Source organism: Rhizobium sp. M1 (assembly GCF_002531805.1).
Lineage (GTDB): Bacteria > Pseudomonadota > Alphaproteobacteria > Rhizobiales > Rhizobiaceae > Rhizobium > Rhizobium etli_C.
In genome coordinates this window covers 264,463-283,694 of the sequence record NZ_NWSW01000007.1, presented here as the reverse complement: position 1 = coordinate 283,694, position 19,232 = coordinate 264,463, and the positions used below count along the sequence as shown (strand labels likewise).

21 protein-coding genes and 4 tRNA genes are annotated in these 19,232 nt (G+C 61.3%); 3 read left to right on the top strand and 22 right to left on the bottom strand.

The window, feature by feature from the left end; translation table 11 throughout:
- Positions 1-14: 14 nt before the first annotated feature.
- The 19 genes from CO655_RS08850 to CO655_RS08760 form a co-directional block, all read right to left on the bottom strand.
- Positions 15-1,526 (bottom strand): NADH-quinone oxidoreductase subunit M, encoded by a 1,512-nt coding sequence (locus CO655_RS08850; protein WP_097664386.1) that lies wholly within the window; start codon positions 1,524-1,526, stop codon positions 15-17.
- A complete protein-coding gene (gene nuoL / locus CO655_RS08845) occupies positions 1,526-3,526 on the bottom strand; it encodes an NADH-quinone oxidoreductase subunit L (RefSeq protein WP_097664385.1) in 2,001 nt (666 codons plus the stop codon). The genes CO655_RS08850 and nuoL overlap by 1 nt, the downstream gene beginning before the upstream one ends.
- A 7-nt stretch (positions 3,527-3,533) precedes the next feature.
- On the bottom strand, positions 3,534-3,842 hold the full coding sequence (nuoK, locus tag CO655_RS08840) for an NADH-quinone oxidoreductase subunit NuoK (RefSeq protein WP_049734055.1): 309 nt from the start codon (positions 3,840-3,842) through the stop codon (positions 3,534-3,536).
- 23 nt (positions 3,843-3,865) lie between these two features.
- Positions 3,866-4,480, bottom strand: a complete 615-nt coding sequence (locus CO655_RS08835; RefSeq protein ID WP_097664384.1) for an NADH-quinone oxidoreductase subunit J — start codon at positions 4,478-4,480, stop codon at positions 3,866-3,868.
- A gap of 141 nt (positions 4,481-4,621) precedes the next feature.
- Positions 4,622-5,113 carry an NADH-quinone oxidoreductase subunit NuoI gene (gene nuoI, locus CO655_RS08830; RefSeq protein WP_003573902.1) on the bottom strand — a complete coding sequence of 164 codons (492 nt, stop codon included), beginning with the start codon at positions 5,111-5,113 and terminating at the stop codon, positions 4,622-4,624.
- A 40-nt stretch (positions 5,114-5,153) separates the two neighbouring features.
- Complete coding sequence (nuoH, locus tag CO655_RS08825; protein WP_097664383.1) at positions 5,154-6,197, bottom strand: NADH-quinone oxidoreductase subunit NuoH; 1,044 nt, start codon at positions 6,195-6,197, stop codon at positions 5,154-5,156.
- A 12-nt stretch (positions 6,198-6,209) separates the two neighbouring features.
- Positions 6,210-8,291, bottom strand: coding sequence for an NADH-quinone oxidoreductase subunit NuoG (nuoG, locus tag CO655_RS08820; protein WP_097606480.1), 2,082 nt, complete (start codon positions 8,289-8,291; stop codon positions 6,210-6,212).
- Between the two features lie 223 nt (positions 8,292-8,514).
- Positions 8,515-9,216: a 5' DNA nuclease gene (locus CO655_RS08815; protein WP_097664382.1), complete on the bottom strand. Its 702-nt coding sequence runs from the start codon at positions 9,214-9,216 to the stop codon at positions 8,515-8,517.
- A gap of 2 nt (positions 9,217-9,218) precedes the next feature.
- A complete protein-coding gene (gene nuoF / locus CO655_RS08810; protein ID WP_097581597.1) occupies positions 9,219-10,523 on the bottom strand; it encodes an NADH-quinone oxidoreductase subunit NuoF in 1,305 nt (434 codons plus the stop codon).
- A gap of 10 nt (positions 10,524-10,533) precedes the next feature.
- Positions 10,534-11,691, bottom strand: a complete 1,158-nt coding sequence (locus tag CO655_RS08805) for an NADH-quinone oxidoreductase subunit E (RefSeq protein WP_097664381.1) — start codon at positions 11,689-11,691, stop codon at positions 10,534-10,536.
- A gap of 16 nt (positions 11,692-11,707) precedes the next feature.
- Positions 11,708-11,980, bottom strand: coding sequence for a hypothetical protein (locus CO655_RS08800; protein WP_097664379.1), 273 nt, complete (start codon positions 11,978-11,980; stop codon positions 11,708-11,710).
- Complete coding sequence (locus tag CO655_RS08795) at positions 11,980-13,170, bottom strand: NADH-quinone oxidoreductase subunit D (protein WP_097581601.1); 1,191 nt, start codon at positions 13,168-13,170, stop codon at positions 11,980-11,982. Before CO655_RS08795 ends, CO655_RS08800 begins: the two co-directional genes overlap by 1 nt.
- A 62-nt stretch (positions 13,171-13,232) precedes the next feature.
- The gene (locus CO655_RS08790) at positions 13,233-13,616 is read right to left on the bottom strand and encodes a four helix bundle protein (RefSeq protein WP_097664378.1); all 384 of its coding nucleotides are present in this window, start codon (positions 13,614-13,616) and stop codon (positions 13,233-13,235) included.
- 40 nt (positions 13,617-13,656) lie between these two features.
- Positions 13,657-14,259: an NADH-quinone oxidoreductase subunit C gene (locus tag CO655_RS08785; RefSeq protein WP_097664377.1), complete on the bottom strand. Its 603-nt coding sequence runs from the start codon at positions 14,257-14,259 to the stop codon at positions 13,657-13,659.
- Between the two features lie 18 nt (positions 14,260-14,277).
- Complete coding sequence (locus tag CO655_RS08780; RefSeq protein ID WP_008521904.1) at positions 14,278-14,862, bottom strand: NADH-quinone oxidoreductase subunit B; 585 nt, start codon at positions 14,860-14,862, stop codon at positions 14,278-14,280.
- Positions 14,853-15,218: an NADH-quinone oxidoreductase subunit A gene (locus tag CO655_RS08775; RefSeq protein ID WP_010055493.1), complete on the bottom strand. Its 366-nt coding sequence runs from the start codon at positions 15,216-15,218 to the stop codon at positions 14,853-14,855. Before CO655_RS08775 ends, CO655_RS08780 begins: the two co-directional genes overlap by 10 nt.
- A 247-nt stretch (positions 15,219-15,465) precedes the next feature.
- Positions 15,466-15,542 (bottom strand) — tRNA-Asp (locus tag CO655_RS08770).
- 51 nt (positions 15,543-15,593) lie between these two features.
- A tRNA-Asp gene (locus CO655_RS08765) sits at positions 15,594-15,670 on the bottom strand.
- A gap of 51 nt (positions 15,671-15,721) precedes the next feature.
- Positions 15,722-15,798, bottom strand: a tRNA-Asp gene (locus CO655_RS08760).
- 415 nt (positions 15,799-16,213) lie between these two features.
- Between CO655_RS08760 and CO655_RS08755 the strand changes: the two genes are divergently transcribed.
- Positions 16,214-16,289, top strand: a tRNA-Val gene (locus tag CO655_RS08755).
- 295 nt (positions 16,290-16,584) lie between these two features.
- Positions 16,585-16,797, top strand: a complete 213-nt coding sequence (locus CO655_RS08750) for a hypothetical protein (RefSeq protein WP_097664376.1) — start codon at positions 16,585-16,587, stop codon at positions 16,795-16,797.
- A 60-nt stretch (positions 16,798-16,857) separates the two neighbouring features.
- Here CO655_RS08750 and CO655_RS08745 read toward each other — a convergent pair whose 3' ends face one another.
- Together CO655_RS08745 and CO655_RS08740 are read right to left on the bottom strand one after the other, a co-directional pair.
- Complete coding sequence (locus CO655_RS08745) at positions 16,858-17,406, bottom strand: glutathione peroxidase (protein WP_097606474.1); 549 nt, start codon at positions 17,404-17,406, stop codon at positions 16,858-16,860.
- Positions 17,407-17,542: 136 nt separating this feature from the next.
- The gene (locus CO655_RS08740; RefSeq protein ID WP_097581608.1) at positions 17,543-17,902 is read right to left on the bottom strand and encodes a hypothetical protein; all 360 of its coding nucleotides are present in this window, start codon (positions 17,900-17,902) and stop codon (positions 17,543-17,545) included.
- A 164-nt stretch (positions 17,903-18,066) separates the two neighbouring features.
- Between CO655_RS08740 and CO655_RS08735 the strand changes: the two genes are divergently transcribed.
- Positions 18,067-18,672: a class I SAM-dependent methyltransferase gene (locus tag CO655_RS08735; RefSeq protein ID WP_097664375.1), complete on the top strand. Its 606-nt coding sequence runs from the start codon at positions 18,067-18,069 to the stop codon at positions 18,670-18,672.
- On the opposite strand, the gene CO655_RS08730 is transcribed toward CO655_RS08735, so the two are convergent.
- Entirely contained in the window at positions 18,669-19,079 is a 411-nt protein-coding gene (locus CO655_RS08730) for a cupin domain-containing protein (RefSeq protein WP_097664374.1), read from the bottom strand. The two genes, CO655_RS08735 and CO655_RS08730, sit on opposite strands and share 4 nt — an antisense overlap.
- Between the last annotated feature and the right edge of the window lie 153 nt (positions 19,080-19,232).

Genomic DNA, 19,232 nt, shown 5'->3' with positions numbered 1-19,232 from the left:
GATAAGTCCCGTCATCAATTCATAGACAGCGCAACATTCTGCGCTGCGTGCACGGCGGCCGTGTAGTTGTTGACCAGCAGATCCACCGAGGCGGCCGTGGCATCGAAGACCGGAGCCGGGTAAACGCCGAAGAAGATGGTCAGTGCGACCAGCGGGTAGAGGATCAGCTGTTCGCGGGGCGAAAGGTCGAGCAGCGCCTTCAGCTTTTCCTTCTCCAGCGCGCCGAAGATCACCCGGCGATAGAGCCAGAGCGCATAGGCGGCCGAGAGAATGACGCCGGTGGCGGCAAAGAGCGCGACCCAGGTGTTGACCCGGAAGACGCCGATCAGCGTCAGGAACTCGCCGACAAAGCCGGAGGTGCCGGGAAGCCCGACATTGGCCATGGTGAAGACCATCATGGCGACGGCATATTTCGGCATGTTGTTGACGAGACCGCCATAGGCGTTGATCTCGCGGGTATGGGTGCGGTCGTAGACGACGCCGACGCAGAGGAAGAGCGCGCCCGAGACGATGCCATGCGACAGCATCTGGAAGATCGAACCCTGAACGCCCTGCATGTTGGCGGCGAAAATGCCCATGGTCACGTAGCCCATGTGCGCCACCGAGGAATAGGCGATCAGCTTCTTGATGTCGTCCTGCATCATCGCCACCAGCGAGGTGTAGATGATGGCGATGACGGACAGGGCGAAGACAAGCGGCGCGAAATAATCGGACGCCACCGGGAACATGCCGAGCGAGAAGCGGATGAGACCGTAGCCGCCGAGCTTCAGCAGGACGCCGGCCAGGATCACCGAACCTGCCGTCGGCGCCTGAACGTGGGCATCCGGAAGCCAGGTATGGACCGGCCACATCGGCATCTTCACCGCGAAGGAGGCGAAGAAGGCAAGCCATAGCCAAGTCTGCAGCGCCGGCGGGAACTTGTAGGCGAGCAGCGCGGTGATGTCGGTCGTTCCGGCCTGCCAGTACATCGCCATGATGGCGAGCAGCATCAGCACCGAGCCGAGCAGCGTATAGAGGAAGAACTTGTAGCTCGCATAGACGCGGTCCTTGCCGCCCCAGACGCCGATGATGAGGAACATCGGAATGAGGCCCGCCTCGAAGAAGACGTAGAAGAGCACGATATCGAGCGAGACGAAGACGCCGACCATCATCGTTTCCAAGATGAGGAAGGCGATCATGTATTCCTTCAGGCGCTTCTCGATCGAGAGCCAGCTCGCCAGCACGCAGAAGGGCATGAGGAAGGTCGACAGGATGACGAACAGCATCGAGATGCCGTCGACGCCGACATGGTAACCGATGCCGGTGCCGAGCCAGTCATGCTTTTCGAGCATCTGGAAGCCCGGATTGGCGTTGTCGAAGCCGACCCAGATGACGAGGGAAACGACGAAGGTGAAGACGGTGGTGATCAGCGAGATCCACAGCACGTTCTTGCGGCCGGCTTGGCTCTCGCCGTTCATCAGCAACAGGAGCACCACGCCGACGAGCGGCAGGAAGGTGACCGTTGAAAGAATAGGCCAATCGGTCATCAGAAGGAACTCCCGAGCATCATCCAGGTAACGAGCGCCGCAATGCCGATCAGCATGGCGAAGGCGTAGTGATAGAGGTAACCGGTCTGCAGGCGGACGACGCGGTCGGTGACGGCGACGACGCGGGCGGCCACGCCGTTCGGGCCGTAGGTGTCGATGACGCCGACGTCACCCTTCTTCCACAGGAAGCGGCCAAGCGCTCTGGCGGTGCGGACGAAGAGGAAGTCGTAGAGTTCGTCGAAATACCACTTGTTCAAGAGGAACTGGTAGAGCACCCGGTGCTGCTTGGCGAGGACGCGCGGCGTCTGCGGCGAGCGGATATACATGTACCAGGCGGTGACGAAGCCGAGCACCATGGCGATGAAGGGGCTCAGAGCCACGAGCGCCGGCACGTGGTGGAACTCTTCGACGAGTTCATTCTCGGCGCCGGTAAAGAGCGCGCCCTTCCAGAACTCGGCATATTCCTCACCGTAGAACCGGCCTTCGAAGATCACGCCGGCAAATATCGCGCCGATCGCAAGAAGATAGAGCGGCACCAGCATGACCTGCGGCGATTCGTGGACGTGGTGCATGACCTCATGCGAAGCGCGCGGCTTGCCGTAGAAGGTCATGAAGATCAGACGCCAGGAATAGAAGCTCGTGAAGAGCGCAGCGATGACCAGCAGCGAGAAGGCAAAGCCTGCGACCGGCGAATGCGAAGCATAGGTCGCCTCGATGATCACATCCTTGGAGAAGAAGCCGGCAAAGCCGATCGGCGTGAAGGGAATGCCGACGCCGGTGATCGCCAGCGTGCCGATGATCATCAGCCGGAAGGTCCACTTGATGTGCGGCCGCAGGCCACCCATGTAGCGCATGTCCTGCTCGCCATCGACGGCGTGGATGACCGAGCCGGCGCAGAGGAAGAGCAGTGCCTTGAAGAAGGCATGCGTGAAGAGATGGAAGATCGCCGCGCCATAGGCCCCTACCCCGAGCGCCACGAACATGTAGCCGAGCTGCGAGCAGGTGGAATAGGCGATGACGCGCTTGATGTCGTTCTGCACGAGGCCGACAGTCGCCGCGAAGAAGGCGGTGATCGCGCCGATCACGGTGACGACGACGAGCGCATCGTGCGACAGTTCGAAGAGCGGCGACATGCGGGCGACGAGGAAGACGCCGGCGGTGACCATGGTGGCGGCATGGATGAGGGCCGAGACCGGGGTCGGGCCTTCCATGGCATCCGGCAGCCAGGTGTGCAGCAGGAACTGTGCCGACTTGCCCATCGCGCCCATGAAGAGCAGCAGGCAGATGCCGGTCAGCGCATGCGCCTTGTCGAGCTGCATGCCGAAGAGGTTGAGGATCACCTCGCTTGCCTCGCCGCCGCCTTCATGCGGAGCAAAGTTCGAAGCATTGGCGAAGATCGTATCGAAGTTGATCGAGCCGAACAGCACGAAGACGCCGGCAATACCGAGCACGAAGCCGAAGTCGCCGACGCGGTTGACGATGAAGGCCTTCATCGCCGCGGCCGTCGCCGAGGGCTTCTTGAACCAGAAGCCGATCAGCAGATAGGAGGCGAGACCGACGCCTTCCCAGCCGAAGAACATCTGGGCCAGGTTGTCGGCCGTCACCAGCATCAGCATGGCGAAGGTGAAGAGCGAGAGATAGGCGAAGAAACGCGGGCGATGCGGATCGGTATGCATGTAACCGATCGAATAGACGTGCACCAGCGTCGAGACCGTGTTGACGACGATCAGCATGACGGAGGTCAGCGTATCCACGCGCAGCGACCAGGAGGCATCGATGCCGCCGGACTGAATCCAGCGCAGCACCTCGACCTTGATCGGGCCGCCTTCGGCGTGGCCCATGCCGACGGTGAAGAAGACGTACCAGGAGAGGATGGCGGCGATGATCATCAGGCCGCTGGTGACATATTCCGAAGCCTTGGCGCCGATGGCGCGGCCGAACAGGCCGGCGACGATCGCACCGATCAAGGGAAGAAAGACGATAGCCTTATAGAGGAACATGAGCCACTCAGCCCTTCATCATATTGACGTCTTCGACCGCGATCGAGCCGCGGTTGCGGTAGAAGACAACGAGAATTGCAAGACCGATCGCCGCCTCGGCAGCCGCCACCGTCAGGATGAACAGCGCAAAGACCTGTCCGACGATGTCGTTCAGGAAGGAGGAGAAGGCGACCATGTTGATGTTGACGGAAAGCAGGATCAGTTCGACCGACATCAGGATGACAATGACGTTCTTCCGGTTCAGGAAGATGCCGAAGACGCCGAGCGTGAAGAGGATGGCGCTGACCGTCAGGTAGTGGGAAAGACCGATGACCATGTTCTTTGTTCCTTGACCTGCCTTTAGACGCCCTGCCCGGGCTTGACCGAAACCACCTCGACGGCGGTGGCGGGCGTGCGAGCAACCTGCCTGGGGATATTCTGCCGCTTGATGTTGGTGCGGTGCCGGAGCGTCAGGACGATGGCGCCGATCATGGCGACCAACAGCACCAGGCCGGCGATCTGGAAGAAGTAGACGTAATTGGTGTAGAGCACGTCGCCGAGGGCGGCCGTATTGGTGCGCTCCGTCAGCGCCGGGATCGGCATGGCGACTGATTTGGCGATCTCAGGCGAGATGACGCTGCCGCCGATGACGACGATCAGCTCGGCAGCGAGAATGATCCCGATCAGCCCGCCGATCGGCGCATATTCGAGAACCCCTGCCCTGAGCTCGGTGAAGTCGATATCGAGCATCATCACCACGAAGAGGAAGAGCACGGCGACGGCGCCGACATAGACGACAAGCAGGATCATCGCCAGGAACTCGGCACCGAGCAGCAGAAAGAGGCCGGCCGCGTTGAAGAACACCAGGATCAGGAACAGAACCGAGTGAACCGGGTTCTTCGCCCAGATGACCATGAACGCCGACGCTATCGCGACAAAGGCGAAAAGATAGAAAAATAGAGCCTGCAGACCCATGTTGGTGCCTTTTTCATCTTCCCCCGGGCAGCCGGGAGTTTTTCTGCCCGATAGAGCTTTGCGCGGCTGACCGGCAAAGCTCCTGTGCATATTGACCGCGACAGGAGCAGCAGAGCTCCATCGCGGCATTTCAAAACCCAATCAGCGGTACGGCGAGTCGATCGCGATGTTGCGGGCGATTTCACGCTCCCACCGGTCGCCGTTATCGAGAAGGCGCGCCTTGTCGAAATAGAGCTCTTCGCGGGTTTCCGTCGCGAATTCGAAATTCGGACCCTCGACGATCGCGTCAACAGGGCAGGCTTCCTGGCAGAAGCCGCAATAGATGCACTTCACCATGTCGATGTCGTAGCGCACGGTGCGGCGCGTGCCGTCGTTGCGGCGCGGACCGGCCTCGATGGTGATGGCCTGGGCAGGACAGATCGCCTCGCAGAGCTTGCAGGCGATGCAGCGCTCTTCGCCGTTCGGATAACGGCGCAGCGCATGTTCGCCGCGGAAACGCGGGGAGACCGGACCCTTTTCGAAGGGATAGTTGATCGTCGCCTTCTGGCGGAAGAAATAGCGCATCGACAGAAAGAACGCGCCGAAGAATTCCTTGAGGAACAGCGAGTTGATGGAGCTGGACAAGCTTCCCATCTTCAACCTCCAATTTTGCCGGAAACGAGAGCGGGCGTCATCAAGCCCATCCCATCAGTTTCAGCACGAATGCAACGATGATGACCATGGCGAGCGACAGCGGCAGGAAAACCTTCCAGCCGAGGCGCATGAGCTGGTCGTAGCGGTAGCGTGGAACGAAGGCCTTGACCATCGCGAACATGAAGAACACGAAACAGGCCTTCAGTGTGAACCAGATGATGCCCGGAACCCAGTTGAGGACCCAGATATCGACCGGTGGCAGCCAGCCGCCGAGGAAGAGGATCGTCGTCAGCGCGCACATCAGGCAGACGGCCGCATATTCGCCGAGCATGAACATCATGTATGGCGAAGAGCCGTATTCGACCATGAAGCCGGCGACCAGTTCCGATTCAGCTTCCGGAAGGTCGAACGGCGGACGGTTGGTCTCGGCCAGCGCCGAAATGAAGAAGATGATGAACATCGGGAAGAGCGACAGCCAGTGCCAGTCGAGGAACGACGCCGGCAGGCCGAGCATGGTGCCGAGGCCGGTATGCTGTGCATTGACGATATCGGTGAGGTTCAGCGAACCGACGCAGAGAAGCACGGTGACGATGACGAAGCCGATCGAGACTTCGTAGGACACCATCTGCGCCGCCGAGCGCAGCGCGCCGAGGAAGGGATACTTCGAGTTCGAAGCCCAGCCGCCCATGATGATGCCGTAGACCTCGAGCGAGGAGATCGCGAAGATGTAGAGGATGCCGACATTGATGTTGGCGATCACCCATCCGTCGGCGAGCGGCACCACCGCCCAGGTGGACAGTGCCAGAAGCACCGTCACCAGCGGAGCAAGCAGGAAGACCGCCTTGTTGGCGCCGGCCGGAATGATCGGCTCCTTGAAGACGAATTTCAGAAGGTCGGCGAAGGACTGGAACAGGCCGAAGGGGCCGACGACGTTCGGGCCGCGGCGCAGCTGCACGGCCGCCCAGATCTTGCGGTCGGCGAGCAGCACGTAAGCGATGAAGACGAGCAGGCAGACCAGAAGCAGCAGCGACTGCCCGATCATGATGATCGCCGGCAAGACATAGGTCGAAAAGAAAGAATCCATGGTCCCCTGCCCTTACTCTGCCGCGACTTTAAAGTTGTTGCGGGCCAATGCCGAGCACTCGGCCATGACAGCCGAGGCACGCGCGATCGGGTTCGTCAAATAGAAGTCTTTGACCGGCGACGCAAACCCTGACTTGTTCATCTTGCCGGCTTTTTTCGCAACTGCGGCAATTTGGGCGCTATCGGTTTCGGCGATCTCGTCGATGGCGGCGAAATGCGGGAAAGCGGCGTAGAGCCGGCCACGCAGTTCACTCAGCGAATCGAAGGGAAGCTTTTTGCCGAGCACGTCGGAAAGGGCACGGATAATCGCCCAGTCCTCGCGGGCATCGCCCGGCGCAAAGCCTGCGCGGCTGCCCATCTGGACGCGGCCTTCGGTGTTGACCCAGGTGCCGGACTTTTCGGTATAGGCTGCGGCCGGCAGGATGACGTCGGCATGATGCGCGCCGTTATCGCCATGCGAGCCGATATAGACAGTCAACCCCGCCTTCTTGGCGGTGAAGTCGAGTTCGTCGGCGCCGAGCAGGAAGAGCACGTCCATCGACGTCAGCATCTCGGCGGCATTGACGCCCTTGGCGCCCGGCACGAAGCCGAGGTCGAGGCCGCCGACGCGCGAGGCGGCGGTATGAAGGACGGCAAAGCCGTTCCAGCCTTCGACAACCGCGCCGACCGAACCGGCGAGCTTGGCAGCACTGGCGAGAACGCCGGCGCCGTCGCTGCGCGACAGCGCGCCCTGGCCGATGATGATCATCGGCTTGGCGGCGTTCTTCAGGACGTCGGCAAAGGCATGGCCGCCATCGACGAGATCCTTCAGCGTGTCGGGACCGGCGCCGAGATAGTCATAGCTGTAGCGCAGTTCGCCCGGCTCGCCGATGACGCCGATCGGGAACTTGCCGCGGCGCCAGCGCTTGCGGATGCGGGCGTTGAGGATGGCCGCCTCGAAGCGCGGATTGGCGCCGATGATCAGCAGTGCGTCGGCCTGGTCGATGCCTGCGATGGTCGGGTTGAAGAGGTAGCTTGAACGGCCGAGCGACGGATCGAGTGCCGCCCCATCCTGGCGACAGTCGAGATTGGCCGACCCCAGCGACTTCACCAGTTCGGAAAGCGCATACATTTCCTCGACGGAAGCAAGATCGCCGGCGATCGCGCCGATCTTGTCGCCCGAGGTGGCGCCGACGGCGGCCTTGATGGCGCCGAAAGCCTCGGCCCAGCTGGCGGGCTGCAGGCGACCGTCGCGGCGGACATAGGGCCGGTCGAGGCGCTGGGTCTTCAGGCCGTCCCAGATGAAGCGGCTCTTGTCGGAGATCCACTCCTCGTTGATTGCTTCGTTGACGCGCGGCAGGATGCGCATGACTTCGCGGCCGCGAGTGTCGACGCGGATCGCCGAACCGACGGCATCCATGACGTCGATCGATTCGGTCTTGTTCAGTTCCCAGGGGCGCGCGGTAAAGGCGAAGGGCTTGGAGGTGAGCGCGCCGACCGGGCAAAGGTCGACGACGTTGCCCTGCAGTTCCGAGGTCATCGCCTGTTCGAGATAGGTGGTGATCTCGGCATCCTCGCCGCGGCCGATCAGGCCGAGTTCGGAAATGCCGGCAACCTCGGTGGTGAAGCGGACGCAACGCGTGCAGTGAATGCAGCGGTTCATCACCGTCTTGACCAGCGGGCCGATATACTTGTCTTCGACGGCGCGCTTGTCTTCCTGGTAGCGCGATGTGTCGATGCCGAAGGCCATCGCCTGGTCCTGCAGGTCGCATTCGCCGCCCTGGTCGCAGATCGGGCAATCGAGCGGATGGTTGATCAGCAGGAATTCCATCACGCCCTCGCGGGCCTTCTTGACCATCGGCGTGTTGGTGAAGACCTCGGGCAGTTCGCCGTTCGGGCCGCCGCGGATGTCGCGAACGCTCATGGCGCAGGAAGCCTGCGGCTTCGGCGGGCCGCCCTTCACTTCGACAAGGCACATGCGGCAATTGCCGGCAACCGACAGGCGCTCATGGAAGCAGAAGCGCGGAACCTCGGCCCCGGCATCCTCGCACGCCTGCAATAGCGTGAAATGATCCGGAACTTCGATCTCGTTGCCGTCAATCTTCAGTTTTGCCATCGTCGCTCAGTCCTGTTTCCCGTTTGCCTGATGACGGCAAACAAACCCGTTTTTGCAACATTTTCATTGCCGAGCCGGATCTTCCGTCCTGCCGGCAGCTGATGTCGCCCAAATTTTCTGTCGCGCGTTCCAGACCCGGAACCCGCACCGGCATCTGCAGCGTGAGGCCCCCGCCCGTCCGCCGATTTGCCCATGTTTCCGGCCGGTTGCACGGCCGGACAGTTCATTTCCTTCTGCGGCCCCGCCCGGCGAGAACCTTCGCCTGGCCGATCCAGTCGTCGCGGGCGATGCGGCCGTTGAAGCCAAGCTCGGCGTCGAGCCGGGCAATGTCCTCGTCGGTCAAGGCGGCAATCTCGGCAAAGCTGCGAACGCCCTTGGCATTCAAAACCTGCTCCAGCTTCGGGCCGATGCCGGCAATCAGCTTGAGATCATCGGCCTTTGCAGCCCGCGCCGCCGGTTTCGCCTTCACGACCGGCTTTGGCTGGCTTGTCGGCGCCGGCTCGCTTGCCGGGATCGGCGCGCTCGCCGGCTTGACCACCGTCAGTCTCGGCCCCGCCTTCTTCTCGGCCGCAGGCTTCTCCGCAACGGGCTTGGTGAAAACCTTGACGGCCGGGCGGATATTTTCCGGCCGGATGTCGACATCCGGCATCGGCTCGTCCGGCGGCGTGTCGTCGAGGGCGGCGGCGAGCTTGCCGGTCGTTTCCAGCGCGCTCTGGAAGGCCCCGAAAAAGGCGCCCGCCATCTGCGTCGAGAAACCGAAGCCGATCGCCGTTGCGGCGGCAAAGGCAGCGGCGGGATGCGCCATCAGAGGATGCACAGGCATCGCCTGCGCGTTTTCCAGCATCTCGGCAGCAAGACGGCCGAAGCCGGCCGCGATGTCGGCAGTCTCTTCCTTCTTCCCACTTTTCGATGCCTTGTCCGTCATGATTATTCAGCCGCCTCCAGAACCGCGCCGTGGTCGAGCGCGCTTGCCGTGTACTGGTCGATGCGCTTTTCGATCTCGGGACGGAAGTTACGGATCAGACCCTGCACCGGCCATGCGGCGGCGTCGCCGAGCGCACAGATGGTGTGGCCTTCGATTTGCTTGGTCACCTGGAACAGCATGTCGATTTCGCGCTTCTGGGCATTGCCTTTGGCCATGCGTTCCATCACCCGCCACATCCAGCCCGTGCCTTCGCGGCAGGGCGTGCACTGGCCGCAGCTCTCATGCTTGAAGAAGGCGGAGATGCGGGCGATCGCCTTGATGACGTCGGTGGACTTGTCCATGACGATCGCGGCGGCGGTGCCGAAGGAGGAGCCGACGCCGCGCAGGCCGTCGAAATCCATCGGGCAGTCGATGATGTCCTTGGCAGGAACGATCGGGCAGGATGCGCCGCCGGGAATGACGGCGAGCAGATTATCCCAGCCGCCGCGGATGCCGCCGGCGTGGCGGTCGACCAGTTCGCGGAAGGTGATGCCCATTTCCTCTTCGACCGTGCACGGCTTGTTGACGTGGCCGGAGAGCATGAACAGCTTGGTGCCGACATTGTTCGGACGGCCGATCGACGAGAACCAGCCGGCGCCGCGACGCAGGATCGTCGGCGCGACGGCGATCGATTCGACGTTATTGACCGTCGTCGGGCAGCCGTAGAGGCCCATATTGGCCGGGAATGGCGGCTTCAGGCGCGGCTGGCCCTTCTTGCCTTCGAGGCTTTCGAGCAGCGCGGTTTCCTCGCCGCAGATATAGGCGCCGGCGCCGTGATGGACAAAGATGTCCATGTCCCAGCCGAGCTTGTTGTTCTTGCCGAGCAGGCCATAGTCATAGCATTCGTCGATCGCCGCCTGCAGCGCTTCGCGCTCGCGGATATATTCGCCGCGCACATAGATGTAGGCCGCATTGGCGCCCATGGCGAAGCTCGCGACGACGCAGCCTTCGATCAGCGTATGCGGATCGTGGCGCATGATGTCGCGGTCCTTGCAGGTGCCGGGCTCGGATTCGTCGGCATTGACGACGAGGTAATGCGGGCGGCCGTCGCTTTCCTTCGGCATGAAGGACCATTTCAGGCCCGTCGGGAAGCCGGCGCCGCCGCGGCCGCGCAGACCGGATGCCTTCATCTCGTTGATGATCCAGTCACGGCCCTTTTCGAGGATCTGCTTGGTGCCATCCCAGTGGCCGCGGCTCATCGCACCCTTCAGGGACTTGTCCTTGAGGCCGTAGATGTTGGTAAAGATGCGGTCTTTATCTTGTAACATGCTTCACCTCTTACCGCGGCTTCTTGCCGAAGACCTTGATATATTCCGCTTCGCCGCCCTTGGCGAGCGCCTTGGCCTGCTTGACCCAGTCGTCGCGCTCGATGCGGCCGCGGAAGTTCAGGTAGCCGTCGACCCATTCGCGTTCGGCCTTCTTCCAGCTCGCGACCTGCGCGAAGGTGAAGATGCCGATTTCGTTCAGCGTCGCCTCGATCTTCGGACCGACGCCGGAGATCATCTTCAGATCATCCGGCGCGGCGGGCTTTTCGATGCCGGACGGACGGTTCTTGTCGGTCAGTGAAGGCTTCGCCGCCGGGGCTTCGGCCTTGACGGCCGGGGCCGGCTCGGCAGCCGCCGTGCCGGAAACCGGCTGTTCTTCGGCTGCCTTGGCGTTCTTGGCCGCTGCCTTCGGCGCCGTTGCCGGCGTCTTCAGCGCCGCATTGGTCTCGGCATCGGTGCTCTTCGGGCGGGCGGCCTCGGAGGGCGGGACCGGAGCGGCGTCAACAGGAGCCGATACGCTTTCGGCATCGGCCTTCTTGGCGCGTGTCCTTGCCTTCGGCTCTTCCGTCGTCAGCGACGTCAGGCCGCCTTCCGGTGCGGAGAATATCCGGTCGATCTGGGTGCCCGGCTTGATGCTCGCGCCATTGCCGGCGGCAAAGGTATCGATGATCTCTTCGAGACGGGCGGGCGTCAGATCCTCATAGGTGTCCTTGCCGATCATCACCATCGGGGCGTTGACGCAGGCGCCGAGACATTCGACCTCTTCCCACGACAGCGTGCCTTCGGCATTGCGCTCGAACGGATGGGCATGGATCTTGCTCTTGCAGACCGACATCAGCGCTTCCGAGCCGCGCAGCATGCAGGGCGTGGTGCCGCAGACCTGGACATGGGCGCGCGTGCCGACGGGATGCAGCTGGAACTGCGTATAGAAGGTCGCGACTTCGAGCACTCTGATATAGGCCATGTCGAGCATGTCGGCGATCTTTTCGATCGCCGCGCGCGTGACCCAGCCGTCCTGCTCCTGCGCCCGCATCAACAGCGGAATGACCGCCGACTGCTGGCGGCCGGCGGGGTATTTCTGGATCGTCTTGTCCGCCCAGACCGCATTTTCATCGCTGAAAGCGAATGCGGCAGGCTGAAATTGATCTTCGGCTAATCGACGAACGGACATTCTTCCTCACGCCTTGTCAGTTTAGGGTTCCACACCGCGAAGCGGTCAAAGACTGCATTTCGCAGGCATAGGCCGACTGGTCTTTCTGCATAAATACGACGAATTTGCTGCCGTTCGGAATGGCAGCCTTGATCTGATAGCCCTTGGACAAAAGCTCGCCCATGGACGTTTTCGCCGCCGGCGGCGTCACTTCCTTATGGCCCAGCGGCGTGCCGAGAGTGTCGGCCTCCTGAGCCGAAACCCCGGATGCCGCAAGAAGAAGTGCGACGGCAAGCGGCAGACGCTGCATCAGCGGTCCACCTCGCCAAAGACGATATCGAGCGAGCCGAGGACGGCCGCGATGTCGGCAAGCTGGTGGCCGCGGCACATGAAGTCCATCGCCTGCAGATGGGCATAGCCGGGGGCGCGGATCTTGCAACGGTACGGCTTGTTGGAGCCGTCCGAGACGAGATAGACCCCGAACTCGCCCTTCGGCGCTTCGACCGCGGCATACACTTCGCCGGCCGGCACATGGTAGCCCTCGGTATAGAGCTTGAAGTGGTGGATCAGCGCTTCCATCGAGCGCTTCATCTCGCCGCGCTTCGGCGGCACGACCTTGCCGTCGATCGACGAGAAAGGACCGGTCTTGGCATCCGACAGCAGGCGGTTGACGCACTGCTTCATGATGCGGACCGATTCGCGCATCTCGATCATGCGGATCAGGTAACGGTCGTAGTTGTCGCCGTTCTTGCCGATCGGGATGTCGAATTCGAGATCGGAATAACATTCGTAAGGCTGGGCGCGACGCAGATCCCAGGCAGCGCCCGAACCGCGCACCATGACGCCGGAGAAGCCCCAGGCCCAGCAATCTTCCAGCGAGACGACGCCGATATCGACGTTGCGCTGCTTGAAGATGCGGTTGCCGGTGAGCAGGTTGTCGATATCGTCGAGCGCCTTCAGGAAGGGATCGCACCAGTCGCCGATATCCTGCACGAGCTTTTCCGGCAGATCCTGATGGACTCCACCCGGGCGGACATAAGCAGCGTGCATGCGCGAACCGCTGGCGCGCTCATAGAACACCATCAGCTTTTCGCGCTCTTCGAAGCCCCAGAGCGGCGGCGTCAGCGCACCGACGTCCATGGCCTGCGTCGTGACGTTCAAGAGATGCGACAGGATGCGGCCGATTTCCGAATACAGCACGCGGATCAGCTGGCCGCGGATCGGGATCTCGATGCCAAGCAGCCTTTCGACGGCCAGCGCATAGGCATGCTCCTGGTTCATCGGCGCGACGTAATCGAGACGATCGAAATAGGGCACGGCCTGAAGATAGGTCTTGGTCTCGATCAGCTTCTCGGTGCCGCGGTGCAAGAGCCCGATATGCGGATCGACCCGCTCCACAATTTCGCCGTCAAGCTCCAGGACAAGACGAAGAACGCCATGCGCCGCCGGATGCTGCGGCCCGAAATTGATGTTGAAGTTGCGGACGTTATGTTCGGTCATGGCGATCAACTCGCTTAGAGTGAATAGTGAATAGTGAGTAGTGGTTAGTTTTCATTCACTCACTATTCGTCAGCTTTCCTGTGCTGAACGCTCCGGATAAGCGATCCCAGCATCTTTCCAATTTCGTCGCATCGGTCGAGCAATTCGTCCAAGGCCGAGGCTTGAAGGAAGCCAATTCGTCCGGCGATGATCAAATGCGTCTCCAACTCTTTCAACGAGCCCTGAGCGATCTTGAGAAATTGGACAAACGAGCCCCGATTTTCTCTCCCATACCCCTCCGCGATATTCGCGGCTACAGAAGCGGAAGATCGTCTAATCTGGCTGGTCAATCCGTAAATCTCTTCCCGCGGGAAGGTTCTCGTCACCTCATAACAAACGACAGACAGTTCGATAGCAAATTGCCAGACTTTCAAATCACGATAGGAACTGATTTTCCCGTTCGCCACCCAAATATCTGCCCACTACTCACTACCGACTAATCACTACTCACTGCTTCGCTTTTTCGTCCCCCGGCAGCACGTATTCAGTACCTTCCCAAGGCGACATAAAGTCGAAATTTCGGAATTCCTGCTTCAGTTCTACCGGCTCGTATACGACGCGCTTTGCCGCATCGTCGTAGCGAACTTCGACGAAACCTGTCGTCGGAAAGTCCTTGCGCAGCGGATGGCCTTCGAAGCCATAGTCGGTCAGGATGCGGCGCAGGTCCGGATGGCCGGTGAAGAGAACGCCGTACATGTCCCAGGTTTCGCGTTCGAACCAGTCAGCACCCGGATAGACGGCGCAGGCCGACGGCACCGGCGTATCCTCGTCGGTTGCGACCTTGACGCGGACGCGCAGATTCTGCTTCGGCGACAGCAGATGATAGACGACGTCGAAACGCAGCTCGCGCTGCGGCCAGTCGACACCGCAAATATCGATCAGGTTGACGAAACCGCATTTGGCGTCGTCACGCAGGAAGGTCAAAAGCGCGATCAGGTTTTCACCCGTCGTCGTCAGCGTCAGCTCGCCATACTTCAACTGCGACGCGGCGATCAGGTTGCGGCGCGCTTCGCCAAGATAGGACGCAAGCTCAGTCAGGGCTTCACTCATATGCCTTGTCCTTAACCCTTAGCGTTCGATCGTGCCGGTGCGCCGGATCTTCTTCTGCAGCAGAAGCACGCCGTAGAGCAGCGCTTCTGCCGTGGGGGGACAGCCCGGCACATAGATGTCGATCGGCACGACACGGTCGCAGCCGCGCACCACGGAATAGGAATAGTGGTAGTAGCCGCCGCCATTGGCGCAGGAGCCCATCGAGATGACATAGCGCGGCTCGGGCATCTGGTCGTAGACCTTGCGCAGAGCGGGCGCCATCTTGTTGGTCAGCGTGCCGGCGACGATCATGACGTCGGACTGGCGCGGCGAGGCACGCGGCGCAAAACCGAAGCGCTCGACGTCATAACGCGGCATCGACAGCTGCATCATTTCGACAGCGCAGCAGGCAAGACCGAAGGTCATCCACATCAGCGAGCCGGTGCGGGCCCAGTTGATCAGCTCGTCGGTCGAGGTGACGAGGAAGCCCTTGTCGGCGAGCTCGTTGTTGATCTCGCCGAAAAAGGCGTCATTGCTGCCGATCGGCTTGCCGGTCGAGGGATCGATGATCCCCTTCGGCTGCTGGGCAACGAGCGGCTGATTGCTCACAGGGGTCACTCCCATTCCAGGGCTCCCTTTTTCCATTCATAGATAAAGCCGATGGTCAGCACCAAGAGGAAGACCATCATGGACCAGAAGCCGAACCAGCCGATGGCGCCGAAGGAAACGGCCCAGGGGAAGAGGAAGGCGACTTCGAGGTCGAAGATGATGAAGAGGATCGACACGAGATAGAAGCGGATGTCGAACTTCATGCGGGCATCATCGAAAGCGTTGAAGCCACATTCGTAAGCCGAGAGCTTCTCCGAATCGGGTGCTTTGAAAGCCACGGCGAACGGCGCAATGAGCAGCGCCAGGCCGATGACAAGCGCGATAGCGATGAAGATAGCGATCGGAATATAGGAACTGAGCAGTTCAGTCATCATGTTCATCCTTGCTTGCCGGAGGCGCCAGGCGGCGCATTTGGGCAATTGCCCGGCAAGCGAACGTGCGTTGCAACAAGCCGTGGTTAGCGCAGCCGAAGCCCCGGCGCAAGACTTTTACAGAGGCAATTCGACGCGTCGCGCGCGGACATTATCAAGCAGATGCAACGATGTCGCGACAAATCCGCAGAAGCTGATTCAAGCTGCATGCCTGACCCCTGGAAACTGCATGGCTTTCGGAAGAGAATGGCGCGAGTGACGGGGCTCGAACCCGCGACCTCCGGCGTGACAGGCCGGCACTCTAACCGACTGAGCTACACCCGCGCATGACGGACGGAAGAACCGGACGGCGGCGATTTGTCGCCTCTTTTGAAATGGCGCGAGTGACGGGGCTCGAACCCGCGACCTCCGGCGTGACAGGCCGGCACTCTAACCGACTGAGCTACACCCGCGCATGACGGACGGAAGAACCGGACGGCGGCGATTTGTCGCCTCTTTTGAAATGGCGCGAGTGACGGGGCTCGAACCCGCGACCTCCGGCGTGACAGGCCGGCACTCTAACCGACTGAGCTACACCCGCACTTCATTTCAAGCAATCCGGATGCCTTCGCACCCTCACCAAAACGGCTGCCCGTTTCGATGAGCGGCTAACTACGGGGTTCGTCTTTTAGTGTCAAGCAGGTTTGGAGACAAAACCATGACAGTCGTTGAATTGTTTCAGCAAGGCCCATGCGGGGAGAATGAAAAGGCGGCAATTCCGTTGTCCGCCGCGGCACCGACGCCCGATCGAAGCCGACGACACGGTCGAAGCCGAGATGCCCGCCGCCTTCCCCTCCCCTTTATCCACAGCCCGGCTGCGCCCGACTGCCACGGCAAAGGACAGGACTGTGGCCAAAAAAATCAAAAATTCTTCACAAACACTCTTGCGGTTTTGCCGCGATCCGCATAGATCACGGCCACCAACGCGGCAGGCCGATCCGGCTTCGCAAGCGATTGGGCGATTAGCTCAGTTGGTAGAGCGCCTCGTTTACACCGAGGATGTCGGGAGTTCGAGTCTCTCATCGCCCACCATTTTTTCTCCTGTCAGCGTCAACTACCCAAGTGATATCGCGGGCTCGCAGACCGACGCCTGGCGCCCCTCGGTCCCCATCTTCGAGGCGGCATTCGGGACAACATTTCGGCACAGCAAGGCGCTACGTCCGGTAGATTCTGATGTGCTCGCCGTCTGAGACCTCCACCAAAACGGACTACTCCCGCCGCTGAGGCACCTCCTATTGGGCGAATGGATGGGAGCCGGCGAACGTGGGAATATTCGCCGCCCGGAAAGTCTCCGCGCTTGAAGGTTTCTCACGCCTGGAGGGGTGCCATGAGGACTCTCATCTCCGCATTGACGCTATGCATCGCGATTGCCGTTGGCGCACCAAGTCCCACCTATGTCAACCTGCCTGGCTATGCATTCAAGACGAATCCGAACTGCCAGCGCCACCAGCCAAAGACGCGATTTGACGCAAGGTGCGACTGGCCAAGATTGGGCTTCAAGGACTTTACGCCGCCGCTGGTGACCGTGCTTGGAATCTGAAGACGCTGAGCGCCTTCGCAAATCATCGCAGCCCGGATGCGCCTGGCAGCCGGAGGGCAATCATGCCTTCGCCAGTTCCTTGTCCACCGCCGAAACCAGCCGCGAATCATCGGCCGTCACGTCAGGCGCGAAGCGGGCGACGACTTTGCCGTCGCGGCCGATCAGGAATTTTTCGAAGTTCCAGAGAATGTCGTCCTCATCGCCGGCTGATATGCCGTGGGCTTTCAGGCGTTCGCGCATCGGGCCGTCGCCGGTGGTCTTCACGCCGGATTTGGTCAGTTGCCGGTAAAGCGGGTGCTGGGTCTCTCCCTTGACCGAGATCTTCGAGAAGATCGGGAAGGTGACATCGTAGGTGCTGGTGCAGAAATCGAGGATCTCGGCGTCGGTGCCGGGCTCCTGGCCCTTGAAGTCGTTGGCGGGGAAAGCGGCAATGACGAAGCCGCGCTCGCGCTTTTCCCCGTAGAGCTTTTCCAGCCCCTCATATTGCGGCGTGAGCCCGCATTTCGAGGCGACATTGACGATCAAGAGCACCCTGCCCTTGTAGTCGTTGAGCGTGGTTTCACGACCACCCACTGATCTGACAGGAATATCCAGCACGTTCGCCGTCACGGGAACCTCCAGTTTGGTGAGAAAATTTCCGCAAACTTAGCGATATCGCCGCGATTGTCATCAGCGTCGGCATCACATCGGCGTCAACAGAATGCGGAGCCGGTGCGGGCTTGCGGCCGGCACCGGCTTGGACATATCAGGCGGGAGAGGTTTCCTTGACGTCGTCGAGCAGGAAATGCACGACGATATAATCCGTCTTGAAGTGGCGGCCGCTGTCGGAGACCGATTCGACGCTGCCGCCGTCCTTCGGGTGCCAGGCGTGATAGTGGGGATTGGTGGTGATCAGCGTGACGGCCTTGCCGGCCAGATCCCCTTCGCCCAGCCGGAAGCGCATCTCGGCGAGCGGCCAGATCCGCTCGTAATCCTCCATGGTGATGCGCGCCCTCAGCGCCTTCCGGTGCAACGGCGCCTCGCCGGCCTCGGCGGGTGATTCCAACATCACCTCCTCGGCTCCGTTGAAGACGGCGTTGAATTCTTCCGGCCACATGCGTCTCATGAAATCGCTCCTCCCGAGGCTTTTTCGTCGGTCCACGAATGAAACTTAGCGATTTGTCCGAAAGAAGCAAATTCCCGTCATGTGGTTGTCATCGAGGTCCCCTGCTCCTACGTTCCACGCAGACCGCATCAGGGCCGTCAACCGCCCGCAATCCGAGATCAGAGATGAAGACACGTGAAGAAAGGCAGGCGCTTAGGGCGAGCATGCCGCGCACCCCGCTCAGCGCCCACCATTTGGAAAACGCCCGCCTGCTGCCGGATCGCGGCGCGCTGCTCTACCGGATCCCGAATGGCGGCATCGGCGTCGAGGTTGGGGCCGCCTTCGGCGAATATACGGCGGAGATTCTCGAGAAGAATCGCCCGGCGCAGCTCTACCTCATCGATCCCTGGTCGATGGACCGATACAGCTCCGGCCTCGATTCGATCCACACGCAGTTCGCGACCGAGATCGCGGCCGGGCGGCTGCATCTGATGCAGGGCACGTCGCTCGAAAAGCTCGCCGAATTCGAGGACGATTTCCTCGACTGGGCCTATATCGATACCGACCATTCCTTCGAGCTCACCTGGCAGGAACTCCTGCTCTGCGAAAAGAAGGTGAAGCGGACGGGGCGCATTGCCGGGCATGATTTCTGCACCGGCAATACCGTCAAACCGATCGTCTATGGCGTCGTCGAGGCGGTCACCAAGTTCTGCAAGGATTACGGCTGGCAATTCGAGTTCCTGACCGTCGAATCACATGCGCATTTTTCCTACTGCCTGAAGCGGCTCTAACCGGCCGACACCGTGCCGGAATATTGCGCGTCGCTGACATGCTCCATCCAGTCGACATGCTTGCCGTCCAGCGCCTCGTGTATGGCGATGTGTGTCATCGCCGTGTCCGGGGCAGCACCGTGCCAATGTTTTTCGCCCGGCGCGAACCAGACGGTGTCGCCGGGGCGAATCTCGCGGATGTCATCGCCCCAGCTCTGGGCAAGGCCCTTGCCCGAGGTGACGATCAGCGTCTGGCCGAGCGGATGCGTGTGCCAGGCCGTGCGGGCGCCGGGTTCGAAGGTGACGGAGGTTGCCCGCACCCGGGCCGGCGCCGGCGGCTCGATCAGCGGATCCTGGCGAACGGCGCCGGTGAAATAGTCGGCCGGCGGTTTCATCGAGGGGCGAGAGCCGGCGGGTTTGATCTCCATGATCGTTCCTTTTCTATTCCATTGCGGTTGAAGCCTTGTAACCTGACGATATTTCATCGAGGCGAGCGATCAAGGCCGGATCGGCAATTGCCGCATAGTCGCCCTGCTGATAGGCCAATATCTTTCATCACCTAAAGCGCGTCGCATTGAGCT